The organism is Jiangella anatolica (assembly GCF_003236295.1).
GTDB lineage: Bacteria > Actinomycetota > Actinomycetes > Jiangellales > Jiangellaceae > Jiangella > Jiangella anatolica.
On record NZ_POTW01000032.1, the window covers coordinates 20287 to 37372 of the forward strand.

The 17086-nt window shown below is 71.8% G+C and carries 18 protein-coding genes; 12 read left to right on the plus strand and 6 right to left on the minus strand.

Annotated elements, in window-relative coordinates; translation table 11 throughout:
- Positions 1–87: 87 nt before the first annotated feature.
- Entirely contained in the window at positions 88–1383 is a 1296-nt protein-coding gene (locus C1I92_RS15000; protein ID WP_111255461.1) for a sensor histidine kinase, read from the plus strand.
- Complete coding sequence (locus C1I92_RS15005; RefSeq protein ID WP_111255462.1) at positions 1380–2063, plus strand: response regulator; 684 nt, start codon at positions 1380–1382, stop codon at positions 2061–2063. Before C1I92_RS15000 ends, C1I92_RS15005 begins: the two co-directional genes overlap by 4 nt.
- A gap of 54 nt (positions 2064–2117) precedes the next feature.
- On the opposite strand, the gene C1I92_RS15010 is transcribed toward C1I92_RS15005, so the two are convergent.
- Positions 2118–2630 carry an NUDIX domain-containing protein gene (locus C1I92_RS15010; RefSeq protein ID WP_199521249.1) on the minus strand — a complete coding sequence of 171 codons (513 nt, stop codon included), beginning with the start codon at positions 2628–2630 and terminating at the stop codon, positions 2118–2120.
- 293 nt (positions 2631–2923) lie between these two features.
- Between C1I92_RS15010 and C1I92_RS15015 the strand changes: the two genes are divergently transcribed.
- The 3 genes from C1I92_RS15015 to acs all read left to right on the plus strand — a co-directional run bounded on the left by C1I92_RS15015 (position 2924) and on the right by acs (position 6906).
- Positions 2924–3211: a DUF485 domain-containing protein gene (locus C1I92_RS15015; RefSeq protein ID WP_199521259.1), complete on the plus strand. Its 288-nt coding sequence runs from the start codon at positions 2924–2926 to the stop codon at positions 3209–3211.
- Positions 3211–4827, plus strand: coding sequence for a monocarboxylic acid transporter (locus tag C1I92_RS15020; protein ID WP_111255464.1), 1617 nt, complete (start codon positions 3211–3213; stop codon positions 4825–4827). The genes C1I92_RS15015 and C1I92_RS15020 overlap by 1 nt, the downstream gene beginning before the upstream one ends.
- 93 nt (positions 4828–4920) lie before the next feature.
- Positions 4921–6906, plus strand: coding sequence for an acetate--CoA ligase (acs, locus tag C1I92_RS15025; protein ID WP_111255465.1), 1986 nt, complete (start codon positions 4921–4923; stop codon positions 6904–6906).
- 50 nt (positions 6907–6956) lie between these two features.
- Here the strand turns inward: acs and C1I92_RS15030 are convergent, their stop codons facing one another.
- Entirely contained in the window at positions 6957–8141 is a 1185-nt protein-coding gene (locus C1I92_RS15030; RefSeq protein WP_199521250.1) for a Fic family protein, read from the minus strand.
- A 95-nt stretch (positions 8142–8236) separates the two neighbouring features.
- Positions 8237–9202 (minus strand): helix-turn-helix transcriptional regulator, encoded by a 966-nt coding sequence (locus tag C1I92_RS15035; protein ID WP_111255466.1) that lies wholly within the window; start codon positions 9200–9202, stop codon positions 8237–8239.
- Between the two features lie 63 nt (positions 9203–9265).
- On the opposite strand from C1I92_RS15035, the gene C1I92_RS15040 reads away from it, so the two are divergent.
- The 5 genes from C1I92_RS15040 (at position 9266) to C1I92_RS15060 (ending at position 13215) form a co-directional block, all read left to right on the plus strand.
- Positions 9266–9742 carry a pyridoxamine 5'-phosphate oxidase family protein gene (locus C1I92_RS15040; RefSeq protein WP_111255499.1) on the plus strand — a complete coding sequence of 159 codons (477 nt, stop codon included), beginning with the start codon at positions 9266–9268 and terminating at the stop codon, positions 9740–9742.
- An 87-nt stretch (positions 9743–9829) separates the two neighbouring features.
- Positions 9830–11113 (plus strand): Na+/H+ antiporter NhaA, encoded by a 1284-nt coding sequence (nhaA, locus tag C1I92_RS15045; protein WP_199521251.1) that lies wholly within the window; start codon positions 9830–9832, stop codon positions 11111–11113.
- A gap of 122 nt (positions 11114–11235) precedes the next feature.
- On the plus strand, positions 11236–11646 hold the full coding sequence (locus C1I92_RS15050) for a phage holin family protein (protein WP_111255468.1): 411 nt from the start codon (positions 11236–11238) through the stop codon (positions 11644–11646).
- Positions 11643–12578, plus strand: coding sequence for an alpha/beta fold hydrolase (locus C1I92_RS15055; RefSeq protein ID WP_199521252.1), 936 nt, complete (start codon positions 11643–11645; stop codon positions 12576–12578). The genes C1I92_RS15050 and C1I92_RS15055 overlap by 4 nt, the downstream gene beginning before the upstream one ends.
- Positions 12579–12705: 127 nt before the next feature.
- Complete coding sequence (locus C1I92_RS15060) at positions 12706–13215, plus strand: GNAT family N-acetyltransferase (RefSeq protein WP_111255469.1); 510 nt, start codon at positions 12706–12708, stop codon at positions 13213–13215.
- 25 nt (positions 13216–13240) lie between these two features.
- On the opposite strand, the gene C1I92_RS15065 is transcribed toward C1I92_RS15060, so the two are convergent.
- The 3 genes from C1I92_RS15065 to nth are packed head-to-tail and all read right to left on the minus strand — an operon-like array spanning position 13241 to position 15803.
- The gene (locus C1I92_RS15065; RefSeq protein ID WP_111255470.1) at positions 13241–14434 is read right to left on the minus strand and encodes a MarP family serine protease; all 1194 of its coding nucleotides are present in this window, start codon (positions 14432–14434) and stop codon (positions 13241–13243) included.
- Positions 14431–15102 (minus strand): NUDIX hydrolase, encoded by a 672-nt coding sequence (locus C1I92_RS15070; RefSeq protein ID WP_111255471.1) that lies wholly within the window; start codon positions 15100–15102, stop codon positions 14431–14433. Before C1I92_RS15070 ends, C1I92_RS15065 begins: the two co-directional genes overlap by 4 nt.
- Entirely contained in the window at positions 15099–15803 is a 705-nt protein-coding gene (gene nth, locus C1I92_RS15075; RefSeq protein ID WP_111255501.1) for an endonuclease III, read from the minus strand. The genes C1I92_RS15070 and nth overlap by 4 nt, the downstream gene beginning before the upstream one ends.
- A gap of 178 nt (positions 15804–15981) precedes the next feature.
- Between nth and C1I92_RS15080 the strand changes: the two genes are divergently transcribed.
- On the plus strand, positions 15982–16659 hold the full coding sequence (locus C1I92_RS15080; protein ID WP_232827396.1) for a Crp/Fnr family transcriptional regulator: 678 nt from the start codon (positions 15982–15984) through the stop codon (positions 16657–16659).
- An 83-nt stretch (positions 16660–16742) separates the two neighbouring features.
- Positions 16743–17084, plus strand: a complete 342-nt coding sequence (locus C1I92_RS15085; RefSeq protein WP_111255472.1) for a nuclear transport factor 2 family protein — start codon at positions 16743–16745, stop codon at positions 17082–17084.
- Positions 17085–17086 lie beyond the last annotated feature (2 nt).

Here is a 17086-nt window from a genome sequence, read left to right on the forward strand (position 1 = left end):
GTCATCCTCTGGATGTAGTCCGCCGGCGTAGCCCAGCTCCTCCCTGATGACGTCGCCCGCGACCCGGCAGTCGGCCAGAATGGACCGGTGACGTGGCTGTCGATCGCGCAGCGGCTGCGCGACCGGGCGGCGCTGGTCGTGCGGCCGTCCGGCCCGCCGCCGCGGCCGACCCGGCGCAACCTGCTCTTCGACGCCGGCCTCGCGCTGGTGCTGGCGGTCGCCGCGGTCTGGTACGCGGTCGACGGCTCCGACGGCCCCGTCCTGGTCGTACAGGACGTCCCGCAGCAGGGGCCGCAACCGCCGCCGCCCCCGCCCGATCAGGGGCCCGACACGGACACGCGGATTCAGGGTGCGCTCACCGCGCTCGCCTGCTCCGCGGCGCTCGTGCTGCGCCGGCGGTTCCCGCTGACCGTCCTGTGCATCGTCTTCGCGATCACGACCGCCGTCGTCTCCGACGAGCCGCGGCTCACGTTCTACGCGCTGGTCGTCGCCGCGTACAGCGCCGCGGCCTACAGCCCGTACCGGGCGCCGACGATCGCGGTCGCCGTCGTGGCGGCGGTGGTGGTCACCATCGTGCACGACGCGGCGCTGCCGGTCGTGCCGAGCGAGTACGTTCCGCTGATGGTCCTGGTGCCGATCGTCGTGGCGGCCGACGGGCTGCGCCGCTGGAAGCTGCGGGTCGAGCAGGGCCGGGTCCGGATGGCGGAGCTGGAACGCGAGCAGGCCGCGGCGGTGCGTCGCGCCGCCGAGGACGAGCGCGCCCGGCTGGCCCGCGAGCTGCACGACGTGGTCACCCACAACGTGAGCGTCATGGTCATCCAGGCCGGCGCCGCCCGGACGGTGATGGCGACGGCGCCGGAGCAGGCGAACGAGGCGCTGCTCGCCGTCGAGGCCGGCGGCCGGGCGGCGATGGCCGACCTGCGCCAGGTCATGGGGCTGCTGAGCCGGGACGACGCCGGCGCCGAGCCGGGCGGCCCGGACGACCTGGCCCCGCAGCCGGGCCTGGATCGGCTGGACGCGCTGCTCGACCGGGTCCGCGCCGCCGGCCTGCCGGTCGAGCTGACCGTCACCGGACGGGCCCGGCCGCTGCCGCCCGGGATCGAACTGGCCGCGTACCGCGTCGTGCAGGAGGCGCTGACCAACACGATGACCCACGCGCAGGGCTCCGCCGCCACGGTCACCCTCGACTACGGCGAGGACCGCCTGCGGGTCGACGTCGCCGACACCGGCGGCGCACCTGTCACACCGGCCAAGCCGGGCGGCGGCCGCGGCCTGATCGGGCTGGGCGAGCGGCTGGCCGTCCACGGCGGGACGCTGGTGACCGGGCGGCGGCTCACCGGCGGCTACCGGGTCCGGGCCGAGCTGCCGGTGGAGGCGTCGTGACCGAAACGCTGCGCGTCGTCGTCGCCGACGACCAGACGCTCGTCCGCACCGGGTTCCGGATGATCCTCACCGCCGGCGGCATCGACGTCGTCGCCGAGGCGACGAACGGCGCGGAGGCCGTCGACGCCGTCCGCCGGACCCGTCCCGACGTCGTCCTGATGGACATCCGGATGCCCGAGCTCGACGGCCTCGAGGCGACCCGGCGGATCCTGACCGGCGCCGCCGAGGAGCCACGGGTCATCATCCTGACCACGTTCGACCTCGACCAGTACGTCTATGCCGCGCTGTCCGCCGGCGCCAGCGGCTTCCTGCTCAAGGACGTCACACCCGAGCAGCTCGTGGCCGCCGTCCGCACCGTCCGGTCCGGCGACGCCCTGCTCGCCCCGGCCATCACCCGGCGGCTCGTGGCCCGGTTCGCCCACCGCGACGACGAGACGGCCGCCCTGCACCGCGACCTGTCCGAGCTGACGCCGCGCGAGGTCGAGGTGCTGACGCTGGTCGCCCGCGGGCTCAGCAACGCCGAGCTCGCGCAGCGGCTGCACATCTCCGAGGCGACGGTCAAGACGCACGTGGCGCGCGTCCTCGCCAAGCTGGGCGTCCGCGACCGCGTCCAGGCCGTCGTAGTCGCCTACGAGACCGGCCTGGTCACCGTCGGAGACGGTCAGCCGAGCGCCGAGTAAGCGGCCTGTCCGCGGGGATCGGGTACTGAGCCAACCCTGCACAGGTCGGCGGCCTCAGGTAGGCGCTCCGCTGTGCTGGATCGAGTAGCCGTTCTCGAGATAAGCAACGAGTCCGGTTGAACGCGCGCGCCAAGCAGCCTCGAGGCGGCGGGCTAGCAGTGCCGACAGCCGGCTCGATGCGTCATCAGGCGAGCAGAAGGCGCAACTCCTCAGTTCACCCTCGGGCAACGAGATCCTCGCGATTTCGGCATCCGAGAGCACCCCGCCGTCGAACACCAACATCAAGCCCTCGCTGCGATCCTGCCGGGGTGGCACCCAGTCGACCACCAGCAGACGCCCCAAGCGTTTCTCCAGGGCCAGCTCTTCACCGATCTCCCGGCTCGCTGCCTCGAAAGGAGACTCATCGTGCTCCACGGCCCCACCTGGAAGCTCCCAGTAGTCCTTGTACGTGGGCTCGACCAGCAGAACCTTGTCATCCGAATTGAACAGTAGGGCGGCTGCGGCCATCCTCTTCTTCGGCAAGGCTGCGGTGAAGTCGCTCAACGACGTCTGCGTACCGGCTTCCACCAGACGGACCATAGCGGAGGTCGCTGTCGCCGGCTGTGCGGCGAGCGGGGACCGTTCGTCGCGCCGGAGCGACCGCTCGTCGCAGCACCGATCCCCGCACGCCGATCTCTCGTGCCACTCACCGCACATCTGGGCACGGCACCTCCCGAGGCCGCCGCGCACCGCCCTAGCGTGGCGGGCCACACCGGATCACTGTGACCCGGACCACATGACGACGAGGAGGTCGGAGCGTGGCCAGTCTCGAGACACCCCCGCCCGGGCGGGCCCTACCCACCGCCGAGGAATACGAGCGCATGCAGGCCAGCCCGGAGTTCGCCGAGCTGCGCCGGCGGTTCCGCGCCTTCGTGTTCCCGATGACGGCCGCGTTCCTGGCCTGGTACCTGCTGTACGTGCTGCTGTCGACCTACGCGGTCGACTTCATGTCCCAGCGCGTGGCCGGCAACATCAACGTCGGCCTGCTGTTCGGCCTCGGCCAGTTCGCGTCGACGTTCCTGATCACGTGGCTCTACATCCGGCACGCGGACCGCAAGCTCGACCCGATCGCCAAGCAGATCCGCGACGAGCTGGAGGGGACGCGCTGATGGACACCGAGATCGGCAGCCCCGCGGTCAACATCACGATCTTCGCGATCTTCGTGGCGATCACGCTGGTCATCGTGCTGCGCGCGTCGAAGAACAACCGGACCGCGGCGGACTACTACGCCGGTGGCCGCGCCTTCACCGGCCAGCAGAACGGCATCGCGATCGCCGGCGACTACCTCTCGGCGGCGTCCTTCCTCGGCATCGCCGGCGCGATCGCGATCTACGGCTACGACGGCTTCCTGTACTCCATCGGCTTCCTGGTGGCATGGCTGGTCGCGCTGCTGCTGGTGGCCGAGCTGCTGCGGAACACCGGCCGGTTCACGATGGCCGACGTGCTGTCGTTCCGGATGCGGCAGCGCCCGGTGCGGACGGCGGCGGCGACGTCGACGCTGGCGGTGTCGTTCTTCTACCTGCTGGCGCAGATGGCCGGCGCCGGTGGCCTGGTCGCGTTGCTGCTGGGCGTCACGGACCGCGGCGGGCAGGGCGTCGTCATCGGCGTCGTCGGCGCGCTGATGGTCTTCTACGTGCTGGTCGGCGGCATGAAGGGCACCACGTGGGTGCAGATCATCAAGGCGATCCTGCTCATCACCGGTGCCTTCGTCATGACGATCTGGGTGCTGGCGCAGCACGACTTCAACCTGTCGCAGCTGCTCGGCGCGGCCGTCGACAGCGCCGGCGGCGCGGCCGGCCTGCTGGATCCGATGAACCAGTACGGCGCGACGGACACCTCGAAGCTGGACTTCATCTCGCTGGCCCTGGCCCTGGTGCTCGGCACCGCGGGCCTGCCGCACGTGCTGATGCGCTTCTACACGGTGCCGACGGCACGCGACGCCCGGCACAGCGTCACCTGGGCGATCGCCCTGATCGGCCTGTTCTACCTGCTGACGCTGGTGCTCGGCTACGGCGCCGGCGCGCTGGTCGGGCCGGAGGAGATCCTCGGCGCACCCGGCGGCGTCAACTCGGCGGCGCCGCTGCTGGCCTTCGAGCTGGGCGGCACGATCCTGCTCGGCATCATCGCGGCGGTCGCGTTCGCGACGATCCTCGCCGTCGTCGCCGGGCTGACGATCACCGCGTCGGCCTCGTTCGCGCACGACGTCTACGCCAACGTCATCAAGAAGGGCGAGGTCGCGGCGAACGACGAGGTGCGCGTCGCCCGTCTGACGGCCGTGGTCATCGGCGCGGTGGCGATCGTCGGCGGCATCCTGGCCAACGGGCAGAACGTCGCGTTCCTCGTGGCGCTCGCGTTCGCCGTCGCCGCCAGCGCCAACCTCCCGGTGATCCTCTACTCGCTGTTCTGGAGGCGGTTCAACACCAGCGGCGCGGTGTGGAGCATCTACGGCGGCCTGCTCACCGCGGTGACGCTGATCGTGTTCTCGCCGGTCGTGTCCGGCAAGCCGGAGAACCCGGAGACCGGACGCAGCCTGTCGATGATCCAGGACGTCGACTTCCACTGGTTCCCGCTCGACAACCCGGGCATCATCTCGATACCGGCCGGATTCTTGTTCGGTTTCATCGGCACCCGGCTGTCCAAGGAGTACAACAAGGCCAAGTATGCGGAAATGGAGGTCCGGTCGCTGAGCGGCGCCGGAGCCGAGAAGGCCACCGTCGCGCACTGACCCGGAGCGTGCTGCCGCCGACCTCGTCGTCCCTTGCCCAGTGGGCACGTGCGATGGTGGGGTAGACGGCAGCGCGCATCCATCTGCCGGCCCATGGACATTGAGGAGCAGACGAACGTGACCAATGACGCTCTCTCCAATCTGCTGCACGAGGATCGGAGCTTCCCGCCGTCTCCGGAGTTCGCAGCGCAGGCCAACGCCACGGCCGGCCTGTACGAGGAGGCCGCGGCGGACCGCCTGGCGTTCTGGGAGCGCCAGGCCCGAGAGCTGCTCTCGTGGGACACCGAGTGGTCCCAGGTGCTCGACTGGAGCAACCCGCCGTTCGCGAAGTGGTTCGTCGACGGCAAGCTGAACGTCGCGTACAACTGCGTCGACCGGCACGTCGAGGCCGGCAACGGCGACCGCGTCGCCATCCATTGGGAGGGCGAGCCCGGCGACAGCCGCACGCTCACCTACGCCGACCTGCAGCGCGAGGTGTCCAGGGCGGCCAACGCGCTGACCGAGCTGGGTGTGGGCCACGGCGACCGGGTCGCGATCTACCTGCCGATGATCCCCGAGGCGGCCATCTCGATGCTGGCCTGCGCCCGCATCGGCGCCATCCACTCCGTCGTGTTCGGCGGGTTCTCGGCCGAGGCGCTGCGCAGCCGCATCGAGGACGCGCAGGCCAAGCTCGTCATCACCGCCGACGGCGGGTACCGGCGGGGCAAGCCGTCGGCGCTCAAGCCGGCCGTCGACGAGGCCGTCGCGAAGTCGCCGTCGATCGAGAAGGTGCTGGTCGTGCGGCGCACCGAGCAGGAGGTCGACTGGGACGAGTCGCACGACGTGTGGTGGCACGACCTCGTCGACCGGCAGTCCGACCAGCACACCCCCGAGGCACACGACTCCGAGGACACGCTCTACATCCTCTACACGTCCGGCACCACCGGGAAGCCGAAGGGCATCAAGCACACGTCCGGCGGCTACCTGCTGCAGGCCACGTACACGCACCGCAACGTCTTCGACCTCAAGCCCGAGACCGACGTGTACTGGTGCACCGCCGACGTCGGCTGGGTCACCGGCCACAGCTACATCGTCTACGGGCCGCTGGCCAACGGCGCGACCCAGGTGATGTACGAGGGCACGCCCGACTTCCCAGAGCCCGGCCGCTGGTGGGACATCGTCGAGAAGTACAAGGTCAGCATCCTGTACACGGCGCCGACGGCGATCCGCACGTTCATGAAGCAGGGCGAGGAGATCCCCGGCCGCCGCGACCTCTCGTCGCTGCGTGTGCTGGGCAGCGTCGGCGAGCCGATCAACCCGGAGGCGTGGGTCTGGTACCGCCGCGTCATCGGCGGCGACCGCACCCCCGTCGTCGACACGTGGTGGCAGACCGAGACCGGCGCCATCATGATCAGCCCGCTGCCCGGCGTCACCGCCGCCAAGCCCGGCTCGGCGCAGACCCCGCTGCCGGGCATCGTGGCCGAGGTGTGTGATGAAGCAGGCGACGCCGTCCCTAATGGCCACGGCGGCTACCTCGTGCTCACCGAGCCGTGGCCGTCGATGCTGCGCACCATCTGGGGCGACGACGAGCGCTTCATCGACACGTACTGGTCGCGCTTCGAGGGCCGCTACTTCGCCGGCGACGGCGCCAAGAAGGACGACGACGGCGACATCTGGCTGCTCGGCCGCGTCGACGACGTCATGAACGTGTCCGGCCACCGCATCTCCACGACGGAGGTCGAGTCGGCGCTCGTGTCGCACCCGAAGGTGGCCGAGTCCGCCGTCGTCGGCGCCTCCGACGAGACCACCGGCCAGGGCATCGTCGCGTTCGTCATCCTGCGCGCCAGCGCGGGCGACGGCGGGGCCGACGTCGTCCAGGAGCTGCGCAACCACGTCGCCAAGGAGATCGGCCCGATCGCCAAGCCGCGGCAGATCATGATCGTGCCGGAGCTGCCGAAGACCCGCTCCGGCAAGATCATGCGCCGCCTCCTCCGCGACGTCGCCGAGAACCGCGAACTGGGCGACGTCCAGACGCTGGCCGACCCGACGGTGATGAACCTCATCAGCGACGGCCTGTCGAAGGGCTCCTCCGAGGACTGACGCGCGTCGAACGGAACGGGCGGGGAGACGCGTCGTCTCCCCGCCCGTTCTCATGGCCGGCGCTGGATCGCGGCGAGCACGTCCATCGCCACGTAACGGCGCGGGTGCCCGTCGCTGTACGGCGCGAGGATCTCCAGGTCCATCAGTCGCTCGACGGCGTTGCTGGCCGTCTGGTAGCCCTTCCCGATCAGCGTCGCCGCCTCCGTGATCGTGGTGATCGGCTTGGCGATCAGGGACCTTGCGATGTCCTCGGCGACCCCGCGGACGTTCGCGGCCCGCAGCCGTTCCCGGTGCAGCTCCTGCAGGTCGAGCAGGTCCTTGACGATCGACGAGGTCTCGTCCGCCGAGTCCCTGAGGCCCTGTGCGAAGAACCGCACCCACCCGCTCCAGTCGCCGGTGGCGCTCAGCTCGGCGAGGTGATCCTGATAGTCGCGCCGCCGTGCCTCGAACCACGGCGACACGCTCAGCAACGCCTCGCCGATGGCGCCGTCCTGGATCAGCCCCAGCACGATCAGCAACCGGCCGACCCGGCCGTTGCCGTCGTTGAACGGATGGAGCGTCTCGAACTGGTAGTGCGCCATGGCGGCCGCGACCACCGGGTCCCTGCCGGCGTGCGGGGTGCCGTTGATCCAGTCGATCAGATCCCTGACGGAGGACTCCAGCGCGACGCCGGGTGGCGGCGGGATGAAGCGCGCTGCGTTGAGCGGGGTGGCCGGGCTCCCGCCGATGGCGACCTGCACCGTCCTGATCTGCCCGGCGTCCCTGGTCTCGGCCGCGGTGCCGCGGACGAGGCCGCGCTGCAACTCCAGCAGCAGGCCCATGCTGAGCCGGCGCCCGCCCGCCAGCGTGGCGTAGGCGAGTTCGGCGACCTGGACGTAGTTGAGAACCGCGGTCAGCTCCGCGCTGCGCTGGTCGCCGACGTCGGCCTCGAGGACGTCCGCCAGCGGGGCATAGGTCCCCTCCAGCGCCGATGTGCTCTGCGCCTCCCGGCGCAGCGTCGGCCGCCGCAGCAGTGCCGGCTGCGGGATCTGGCGCCCGGCCTGGTCCAACGCGCCCAGCGCACGGTTCGCCGCGCTCACCGCGCGCCAAGCGGCGTTGTCCAGCACCGGCTCGTCGCCCAGCGGATCGGGCACGAAGGCGACGTGGTCGTACGTCCGGCCCGTACGCCCGTCCGTGCCGCGGATCGGGACGAGCGACCCGATCGGGCTCTTGCCGAACCTGTCCCGATCCACCATGCCCTCGCAAACTGGAAGCTGCAGCTAGATAATTCAAGTTTCTAGCCGAAAACTAGAATACCTCGGCCAGGAGTTCCAGTTCTTCTGAATATCGCTCAGGCGTTGCGGGCGGCCAGCTCGAGGGCGACGGAGCGGAGGGCGGCCCGCAGCGAGGCCGGCTCCAGGACCTCGACGCCGTTCATCAACGAGAACAGCTGGTGGGCGGCGACCCCCTCGGACTCGGTCCAGAGCTCGACCTCGGACCAGCCATCCTCGTCGGGCGCGGACGCGGTCTCGCGGGCCAGCGACGCGATCAGCGGGCCGACCGCCAGATGCAGGCGGCGCAGCGCGCCCGCCGACAGGCGGAGCCGGCAGCGGTAGCGCAGCAGCGACCGGTCGAACTCCGCCGACGACGCCGCCCACGACGCGGCGAGGTCGAAGTCGTCGGGGCGCCAGCTCGGCTCGGGCAGCACCTCGGCGGCGGCGATGCGGCTCACCTTGTACGTGCGCACCTGCTGCCGGTGCGCCGCGACGAGGTACCAGACGCCGGCCTTGAGGACGAGGCCGAGCGGGTCGAGCAGCCGCGACACCGTCGCGTCCGAACGCCGGTAGGTGACCTCCAGCCGCCGGCCGGACCACACCGCGTCGGAGACCGTCGCCAGCGCCTCCGGCGGCGTGCCGTCGTCGAACCAGCCGGGCGCGTCGACGTGGAAGCGCTCGCGGAGGCGAGCGGCCCGGCCGCGCAGCTCCGGCGGGAGCATCGCGATGACCTTCGTCTGCGCCGCGACGAGGACGGTGCCCAGCCCGAGGTCGGCGACCGCGCTCGGCACGCCGCCGAAGAACAGCGCCGCCGCTTCGTCGCCGGTCAGCCCGTCCAGCGTCGTCCGCCAGCCCTCGATCAGCCGGACGCCGCCGCCCGGCCCGGACTCCGTCCACAGCGGCACGCCGGAGGCCTGCAGCGCCGCGATGTCGCGGTAGACGGTGCGCACCGACACCTCCAGCTCGCGCGCGACGTCGGCCGCCGTCATCGACCGCCGCTGCTGGAGCAGCAGCATCATCGCCATCAAACGGCTGGCTCTCACGCTCCCGAACCTACGCCAGATCGCTGACAGAAGATGTCAGCGATCGGCGGCAGCATGGAGAACATGACAACGTGGAAGCAGTTCGAGGACGAGGCGCCGGAGCTGGCGAAGGTCGTGCGCGCGCAGCTCACGGTCACCAAGCACCACGTGCTGGCGACGCTGCGGGCGGACGGCTCGCCGCGGGTCTGCGGCACCGAGGCCGCCATCGAGGGCGAGCACCTCACGATCGGCTCGATGCCGCAGGCACGCAAGGCGCTCGACCTGCGCCGCGACCCGCGGTACGCGCTGCACACCAACCCCGGCGACGGGTCGCTGACGGTGCCGGACGTGAAGATCTCCGGCCGCGCGACCGAGGTCTTCGGGCCGGAGTTCGACGCCTACCAGAGCGCGCACCAGGCAGAGCTGCCGCCGGGGCCGTTCCACCTGTTCCGGCTCGGCGTCGACGAGGTCGTGCTGGCCGGCCTGAACGACACCCGCAACGGGATGGAGATCACGCTCTGGCGTCCCGGCCGTCCGATCGAGACGTTCCAACGGTCGTAGTCGACGGGGTAGAGTCGGCAGCGGTGTGCCGGGAAGTCTGGTCGGCGTGACATCGTCACGTCCGCGACCAGAAGAAGGTGGTGCACCGTGCCCCGCCGCTTGTTCTCCCGCTCGAGCTGGCCCGAGGCCCAGTACGTCGCCTCGATCCTGCGCAGCGAGACCACCGGCGGGTTCCTCATGCTGGTGGCGGCGGCCACGGCCATCGTCTGGGCGAACGTCGGCACCGACTCCTACGAGTCGCTCCGCACGGCGACCATCGGGCCGTCGGCGCTGCACCTCGACCTCGACCTCGCGACGTGGGCGGCCGACGGCCTGCTGGCGGTCTTCTTCCTGGTCGCCGGGCTGGAGCTGAAGCGCGAGCTGGTCGTCGGCAGCCTGCGCCGGCCGGCCGAGGCGGCGCTGCCGATCATCGCGGCGGTCTGCGGCATGGCCGGCCCGATCGTCGTCTACGTGACCGTCAACGGCGTCGGCGGCGGCAGCATGGACGGCTGGGCGGTGCCGACGGCGACCGACATCGCGTTCGCGCTGGCCGTGCTGGCCGTCATCGGGTCGCGGCTGCCGTCGGCGCTGCGCGCGTTCCTGCTGACGCTGGCCGTCGTCGACGACCTGCTGGCGATCCTGCTGATCGCGATCTTCTTCACCACCGACGTGCGGATCTGGCCGCTGCTGGGCGCCGCCGCGATCCTCGTGGCGTACGACCTCATGCAGCGGCGCGGCATCTCGGCCTGGTGGGTGTACGTGCCGATGGGCGTCGTGGCGTGGGCGCTGATGCACGAGAGCGGCGTGCACGCGACCGTCGTCGGCGTCGCGTTCGGGCTGCTGACCAGGGCGCACCGCAAGGACGGCGAGGAGCAGGCGCCGGCCGAGCGGATCGAGCACCGGGTCCGGCCGTTCTCCGCGGTCATCTGCGTGCCGGTCTTCGCGCTGCTCGCCGCCGGTGTCACGATCTCCTCCGACGCGCTGCGCGAGGTGGTCACCGAGCCGGTCGCGCTCGGCGTCGTGCTCGGGCTCGTCGCCGGCAAGGCCATCGGCATCTTCGGCGGCACCTGGCTGACCGCCCGATTCACCCGGGCCGAGTTGAGCGACGACCTCACCTGGGGCGACGTGTTCGGGCTGGGCACCATCGCCGGCATCGGCTTCACCGTCTCGCTGCTCATCGGCGAGCTGGCCTTCCGTGACGACGCGCACCTCACGGAGCTGGTGAAGACGGCGGTCCTGGTCGGCTCCGTGCTGGCCGCGCTGCTGGCCACGATCGTGCTGGGCCGGCGCAACGTCATCTACAAGCGGATGGCCGAGGAGGAGGCCCGCGACGAGGACCACGACGGCATCCCGGACGTCTACCAGACCGACGAGCCGGGTACTCGGTCGTGATGCGTCGGCCCGTCTGCGCGACCAGGACGTCCGCCCTGCTCTAGAGTCGAACCGAGGCCTCGACGGGGTTGTCGCCGCCGGGGCCGACGCAACTCGTGACTACTGCGACGAGGGGGTTCCGGATGGCCGCGCGGGCAACCGAGGCCGACGGCTCGGCCTCCATCGGCCAGCTGGTGGCCTCGATCAAGGACGACCTGACCGGGCTGGTCCGGGACGAGATCGCGCTGGCCAAGGCGGAGCTGAAGGCGGACGCCAAGGAGACCGGGCTCGGCTTCGGGCTGATCGCCGTCGCCGCGTTCCTCGGCGTGCTCGTGATCATCCTCGGCTCGTTCGCGCTCGTGTACGGCGTGCACGCGCTCGGCCTGGGCCTGGGCTGGTCGTTCCTCGTGGTCGCCGGCTTCTACCTGCTCGTCGCACTCCTCCTGCTGCTGGTGGCGCGCAGCCGCTTCGGCAGGGTCTCCAAGGCCGAGCGGACCAAGGTCACCGCTCGCGAGGCCGCCCGCGCTCTGAAGAGGTCCAGCAGCAGCACGTGATCACCAACGACGCACATCGCCAGACGGTCGAGCTCCCCGGCCCCTGGACGCACCGGACCGTCGCCGCCAACGGGGCGCAGTTCCACGCGGCGGAGATGGGGCAGGGCCCGCTCGTCCTGCTCCTGCACGGGTTCCCCGAGTTCTGGTGGGCCTGGCGGCACCAGCTGCCCGCGATCGCCGCGGCCGGCTGGCGGGCCGTCGCGCTCGACCTGCGCGGCGCCGGCGGCAGCGACAAGACCCCGCGCGGCTACGACGCGTTCACCTTCGCCGCGGACATCACCAGCGCGATCCTGTCCCTCGGCGAGCGCCACGCGGTCCTCGTCGGGCATGGCTGGGGCGGCTACGGCGCGTGGACGGCGGCGGCCATGCGGCCCGCGCACGTCGACGCGCTCGCCGTCCTCTCGATGCCGCACCCGCTGGTGCTGCGCCGGCACCTGCTGAAAGGCCGGTTCCGGCACAGCGGCTCGCTGGCCTGGGTGCAGACGCCGATGGCGCCGGAGCGACGGCTCATCGCCAACGACGGCGCCCACGTCGAGACATTGCTGCGGCGCTGGTCGGCGCCGGGGTCGGCGTTCCCCGACGAGGAGGCGTCGCGGTATTACCGCGCGGCGATGCAGCTGTGGCCGGCGCCGCACTGCGCGCTGGAGTACCAGCGCTGGCTGGTCCGCTCGCTGTTCCGCGGCGACGGCCGCCGCTTCGCCAAGCGCGTCCAGGACCCGCTCACGATGCCGGTGCTCCAGATCCACGGCGCGCAGGACTCCAACATGGACATCGAGCTGGCCGCGGCGTCGCGCGAGCTGGTAGCCGGCGAGTACCACTGGCGGTCGGTCGAGTCGGCCGGGCACTTCCCGCACGAGGAGGCGCCGGACACCGTCACCGACGCGCTGCTGGACTGGCTGGTGAAGCAGCGGGCCCGGCACGACGAGCGGTAGGATCGGCGGCGTTCGTGTTCCGTCGAGGAGATCCACGAGGGAGTTGGGGTTGATGTCGGCGCGCCAGGCCGTCGCGGCCTGACCTCAGCCTGCCCTCATTCACCCGACACGAACGGGACGTCTCTCTATGCACTCGCACTGGATCACGCGCGCCGAGACCGGCGCCGACATCCCCGCCATCCGCGCGCTCACCATCGCGGCCTTCGACCGGCCGGACGAGTCCGACATCGTCGACGCGCTGCGCGCAGACCCGGCCTGGATCGACGGACTGTCGATCGTCGCGGCGGAGCCCGACGGCGCCGTCGCCGGGCACGCGCTGCTGACCCGCTGCCACATCGGCGACACCCCGGCGCTGTGCCTCGGGCCGTGCTCGGTCCTGCCCAGCAGGCAGAGGTCAGGCGCCGGCTCGGCCTCCATCCGGGCCGCGCTGCGGGCCGCCGCCGACCTGGGTGAGCAGTTCGTCACCGTCCTCGGGCACCCGGAGTACTACCCGCGGTTCGGCTTCGGCCGTGCCTCGGAGTTCGGCATCAAGGCCGGCTTCGAGGTTCCGGACGAGGCGCTGATGGCGCTCACGCTGGACGAGCGGCACCCGCTGCCGTCCGGCACGATCCGCTACGCCGCGCCGTTCGGCGTGTAGCGACGACCCGCGGCGGCGGGTGCGGTCAGGTGCACGAGCCGGTCGACACCGGCTCGGTCGCCTCGGCGGCGCCCGCCGCCAGGTCGGTGAACTCGCTCGGCGCCAGCGCGTAGCCGGTGTCGGGGTCGGTCAGCGACGCGGCGAAGACGACACCGAGCACGACGCCGTCGGGCGAGATCAGCGGACCGCCGGAGTTGCCCGGCTGGATGCTGCCGCGCAGCGAGACGACGTCGCGGGTGATGGTGTTCTCGTCGTAGATGTCGTGGCCGATGAGCTGGTGCACGTCGCGGACGCGCACCTCCTCGCTGCGCAGCGGGCCGTTGTTCGGGTAGCCGATGACGGCGGCCTCGTCGCCGTTGGCGGGATCCTCGGCGACGATGGAGAGTTCCTCCAGCGGCAGCCCGGGGACGGCGAGCACGGCGAGGTCGGTCTCGGGGTCGAACGCGACCACCTCGGCGGCCAGCGGGTCGCCGTCGGGGAAGGTGACGACCGGCTCGCGCACGCCGGCCACGACGTGCGCGTTGGTGAGCACCCGCTCTCCGGCGACGACGAAGCCGCTGCCGGTGATGACCCGCTCGCAGGCGTCGGCGCGGCCGGTGATCTGCACGACGCTCTGCGCGGCCGTCCGCACCTCGGGGTCGCGGCGCAGCAGGCTGCCGGGCGGGCCGACGTCGACGATCGGCTCCGACGCCCAGGGCACGACGACCTGCGGGAAGCCGCCGGCCGCGACGACGTCCTCGAACGCGTCGCGCAGGCTGTCCGGCGAGATCGGCACGACGTCGTCGACGAGGTGCAGCAGCCGCGACTCGCGCACGCCGGGCGACGCGTACGGCACGGCCGCCGTCGAGATCGCCAGCCCGACCGCCCACGCCCCCAGCAGCAACCCCGCCACGCCCAGGATGGCGCCGCCGGCAGCGTCGAACTTCTTCGCCGGCTGCGACGACACCTTCGAGCGCACCCAGCCGCCGGCCCAGGCCAGGACACCCTGCCCGATCGACGCGACGCCCAGCACCAGCAGGACGGCCAGCACGGACACGCCGAGGCCGGGGTCGAAGCTGCCCAGCACCAGCGGCACCAGCAGCAGCCCGGCGACCGCGCCGCCGACGAACCCGACGAAGGACAGCAGCCCGACGACGAAACCGTGGGTCCAGCCGGTGTAGCCGACGACGACGGCCAGGATGATGATGATGAGGTCGACGGCGTTCAAGCCCAGCGTCACGACCCACCTCGACCTTCACGACTCAGGCCCGCCCCCGTTGGCATCGGCTCGACCAGAGTACGATCCCACGGCTCGGTGATCCCGGCCGCATCGAACAGGGTGGACAGGATGCCCGCGGTGAAGCCCCAGACGAGCATCCCGCCGGCCCGGAAGGCCGGCCCGACGTGCCCCGACGGGTAGCGCAGCTGCAGCCGGTGGGCCGGGTCGAGCAGCTCGCTCAGCGGCACCCGCTGCACCGAGGCGACCTCGACGGGATCGCCGACGCGCACCTCACACGGCTCGCGCCACCAGGCCAGCACCGGCGTGACGGAGTAGTTGGAGACCGGGATCCACAGCGGTGGCAGCGCCGCGACGACCTCGACGCCGGCCGGGTCGACGCCGGTCTCCTCGGCGCACTCGCGCAGCGCCGTCCCGACCGGGCCGCCGTCGCCGGGTTCCGCGCCGCCACCCGGGAAGGCCGGCTGGCCGGCGTGGCTGCGCAGGCCGGCGGCCCGCTCGATCAGCAGCACGTCGGGCTCGCCGGCGGTCTCGCCGAACAGCATCAGCACCGCCGACTCGCGCGCGGTGTCGTCGGGCGGCGCCCACTCGTCGGCCCGGCCGGCCCACGCCCCGGTCGCGGCGTCGGCGATGCGCCGCAGCCACGCGGGTGGGGCGTCGGCGATCGTCATGCCCGCGGCCCCGTGCGGACCAGCTTCGCGGCCACCTTCGGATCGGTCGGGCCCTCGCCGTAGGACGGGCACAGCCGCGCGAGCGGGCAGGCGCCGCAGGCCGGCCTGCGGGCATGGCAGCGGCGGCGGCCGTGCCAGATGACCCGGTGCGACAGCATCGTCCACTCGCTCTTCGGGAACAGCGCGCCGATCTCGGCCTCGACCTTGTCCGCGTCGGTCTCGGTGGTCCAGCCGAACCGGCGCACCAGCCGCCCGAAGTGGGTGTCGACGGTGATGCCGGGCACGCCGAACGCGTTGCCGAGCACGACGTTCGCCGTCTTGCGGCCGACGCCGGGCAGCGTCACCAGGTCCTTCAGCCGGCCCGGCACCTGGCCGCCGAACCGCTCGACCAGCGCCTGCGACAGCCCGAGGATCGACTGCGTCTTGGCCCGGAAGAACCCGGTCGGCTGGATGATCTTCTCGACGTCCTCGCGCTCCGCGGCCGCGAGCGCGACGGCGTCGGGGTAGCGGGCGAACAGCGTCGGCGTCACGCCGTTGACCCGCACGTCGGTGGTCTGCGCGGACAGCACGGTCGCGATCAGCAACTCGAACGGCGAGGTGAAGTCGAGCTCGCAGTGCGCGTCGGGATACAGCGCGTCCAGCTCACGGTTGATCTTGCGGGCTCTGCGGGTGAGGGCGAGCTTGGACTCGGTTGCGGCCATCGACACCACTTCACTCTACGTTCCCTGGCTGACAGTCCCGCGTTTTGCGCTGCGAATCAGAGGTGTGGGGGCGAATGGTCCGCCATGATGGCCCCCAGGCACAATAGGTTGCGGCCGACGTGACACGAAACACGAGACCGTTGACCGCACGTGGCTCGACGGCAAGGAGGATCTGGCTGTGGTTGACGACGCTCTACGGAGCGCACTTCTGTTCCGCGAACTCGACGACGAGGCGGCCGGCGCGCTGCGCGCGTCGATGACCGAGGTGCACCTGAGCCGCGGCGAGACCCTCTTCCGCGAGGGCGACGAGGGCGACCGTGTCTACGTCGTCACCGAGGGCAAGATCAAGCTCGGCCGCACCGCACCCGACGGCCGCGAGAACCTGCTGGCGCTGCTCGGCCCCGGGCAGATGTTCGGCGAGCTGTCGCTGTTCGACCCGGGCCCGCGCTCGGCCACGGCCACCGCCGTCACCGACACGACGCTGTGGAGCCTCAGCCACGCCGACCTCACGCCCTGGCTGACCGGGCGGCCCGAGGTCGCCCGCGGGCTGCTGCTGCAGCTGGCGTCGCGGCTGCGCCGATCCAACGACATCCAGACCGACCTCGTCTTCTCCGACGTGCCCGGCCGGGTGGCCAAGCAGCTGCTGGACCTGTCGACGCGGTTCGGCGTGCCGTCCGAGGAGGGCATGCGCGTCGTCCACGACCTCACCCAGGAGGAGCTGGCCCAGCTGGTCGGCGCGTCCCGCGAGACGGTGAACAAGGCGCTGGCCGACTTCGTGTCCCGCGGCTGGCTGCGGCTGGAGCAGCGCTCCGTCGTCGTCCTCGACGTCGACCGCCTCCGCCGCCGCGCTCGCTGACGCCGTCGCGGGCGCGGTGCCGATGAGTTCCGGCGGCGCCGCGTATCTGTCCTTCTGAGAGCACCACCGGACCAGGAGGACCCATGACGCCACCCGTCGACGTCGCGCTCGCCTTCATCGAGGCGTTCGCCCGCCGCGATCTGGACCTCGCCGCGACCTTCGTGGCCGACGACGTCACGTTCGAGAGCCCGCGCGTTTCGCTGTCGGGCGCGCCGGCCTATCTGGCGGCCGTGGGCGAGTTCGCCCAGCTCGTCGACGGTGTCCAGGTGATCGCCGCCGTGGGCGACGCCACGCAGGCTCTGGTCATGTACGACATGGCCACCGAGCCGTTCGGGACGATTCGCGCGGCCGACCGGTATGTCGTCGCCGGCGGCCGCATCACGGCGAACCAGCTCGTCTTCGACACCTCACGGCTGCACACCTGATT

What these genes read in the sequence shown, in the direction of transcription:
- C1I92_RS15085 (WP_111255472.1), top strand. Translation starts at nt 16,743, where the DNA reads ATGACGCCACCCGTCGACGTCGCGCTCGCCTTCATCGAGGCGTTCGCC.
- C1I92_RS15060 (WP_111255469.1), top strand. Translation starts at nt 12,706, where the DNA reads ATGCACTCGCACTGGATCACGCGCGCCGAGACCGGCGCCGACATCCCC.
- C1I92_RS15050 (WP_111255468.1), top strand. Translation starts at nt 11,236, where the DNA reads ATGGCCGCGCGGGCAACCGAGGCCGACGGCTCGGCCTCCATCGGCCAG.
- C1I92_RS15015 (WP_199521259.1), top strand. Translation starts at nt 2,924, where the DNA reads ATGCAGGCCAGCCCGGAGTTCGCCGAGCTGCGCCGGCGGTTCCGCGCC.
- C1I92_RS15020 (WP_111255464.1), top strand. Translation starts at nt 3,211, where the DNA reads ATGGACACCGAGATCGGCAGCCCCGCGGTCAACATCACGATCTTCGCG.
- acs (WP_111255465.1), top strand. Translation starts at nt 4,921, where the DNA reads ATGGACATTGAGGAGCAGACGAACGTGACCAATGACGCTCTCTCCAAT.
- nth (WP_111255501.1), bottom strand. Translation starts at nt 15,803, where the DNA reads ATGGCCGCAACCGAGTCCAAGCTCGCCCTCACCCGCAGAGCCCGCAAG.
- C1I92_RS15030 (WP_199521250.1), bottom strand. Translation starts at nt 8,141, where the DNA reads ATGGTGGATCGGGACAGGTTCGGCAAGAGCCCGATCGGGTCGCTCGTC.
- C1I92_RS15070 (WP_111255471.1), bottom strand. Translation starts at nt 15,102, where the DNA reads ATGACGATCGCCGACGCCCCACCCGCGTGGCTGCGGCGCATCGCCGAC.
- C1I92_RS15040 (WP_111255499.1), top strand. Translation starts at nt 9,266, where the DNA reads ATGACAACGTGGAAGCAGTTCGAGGACGAGGCGCCGGAGCTGGCGAAG.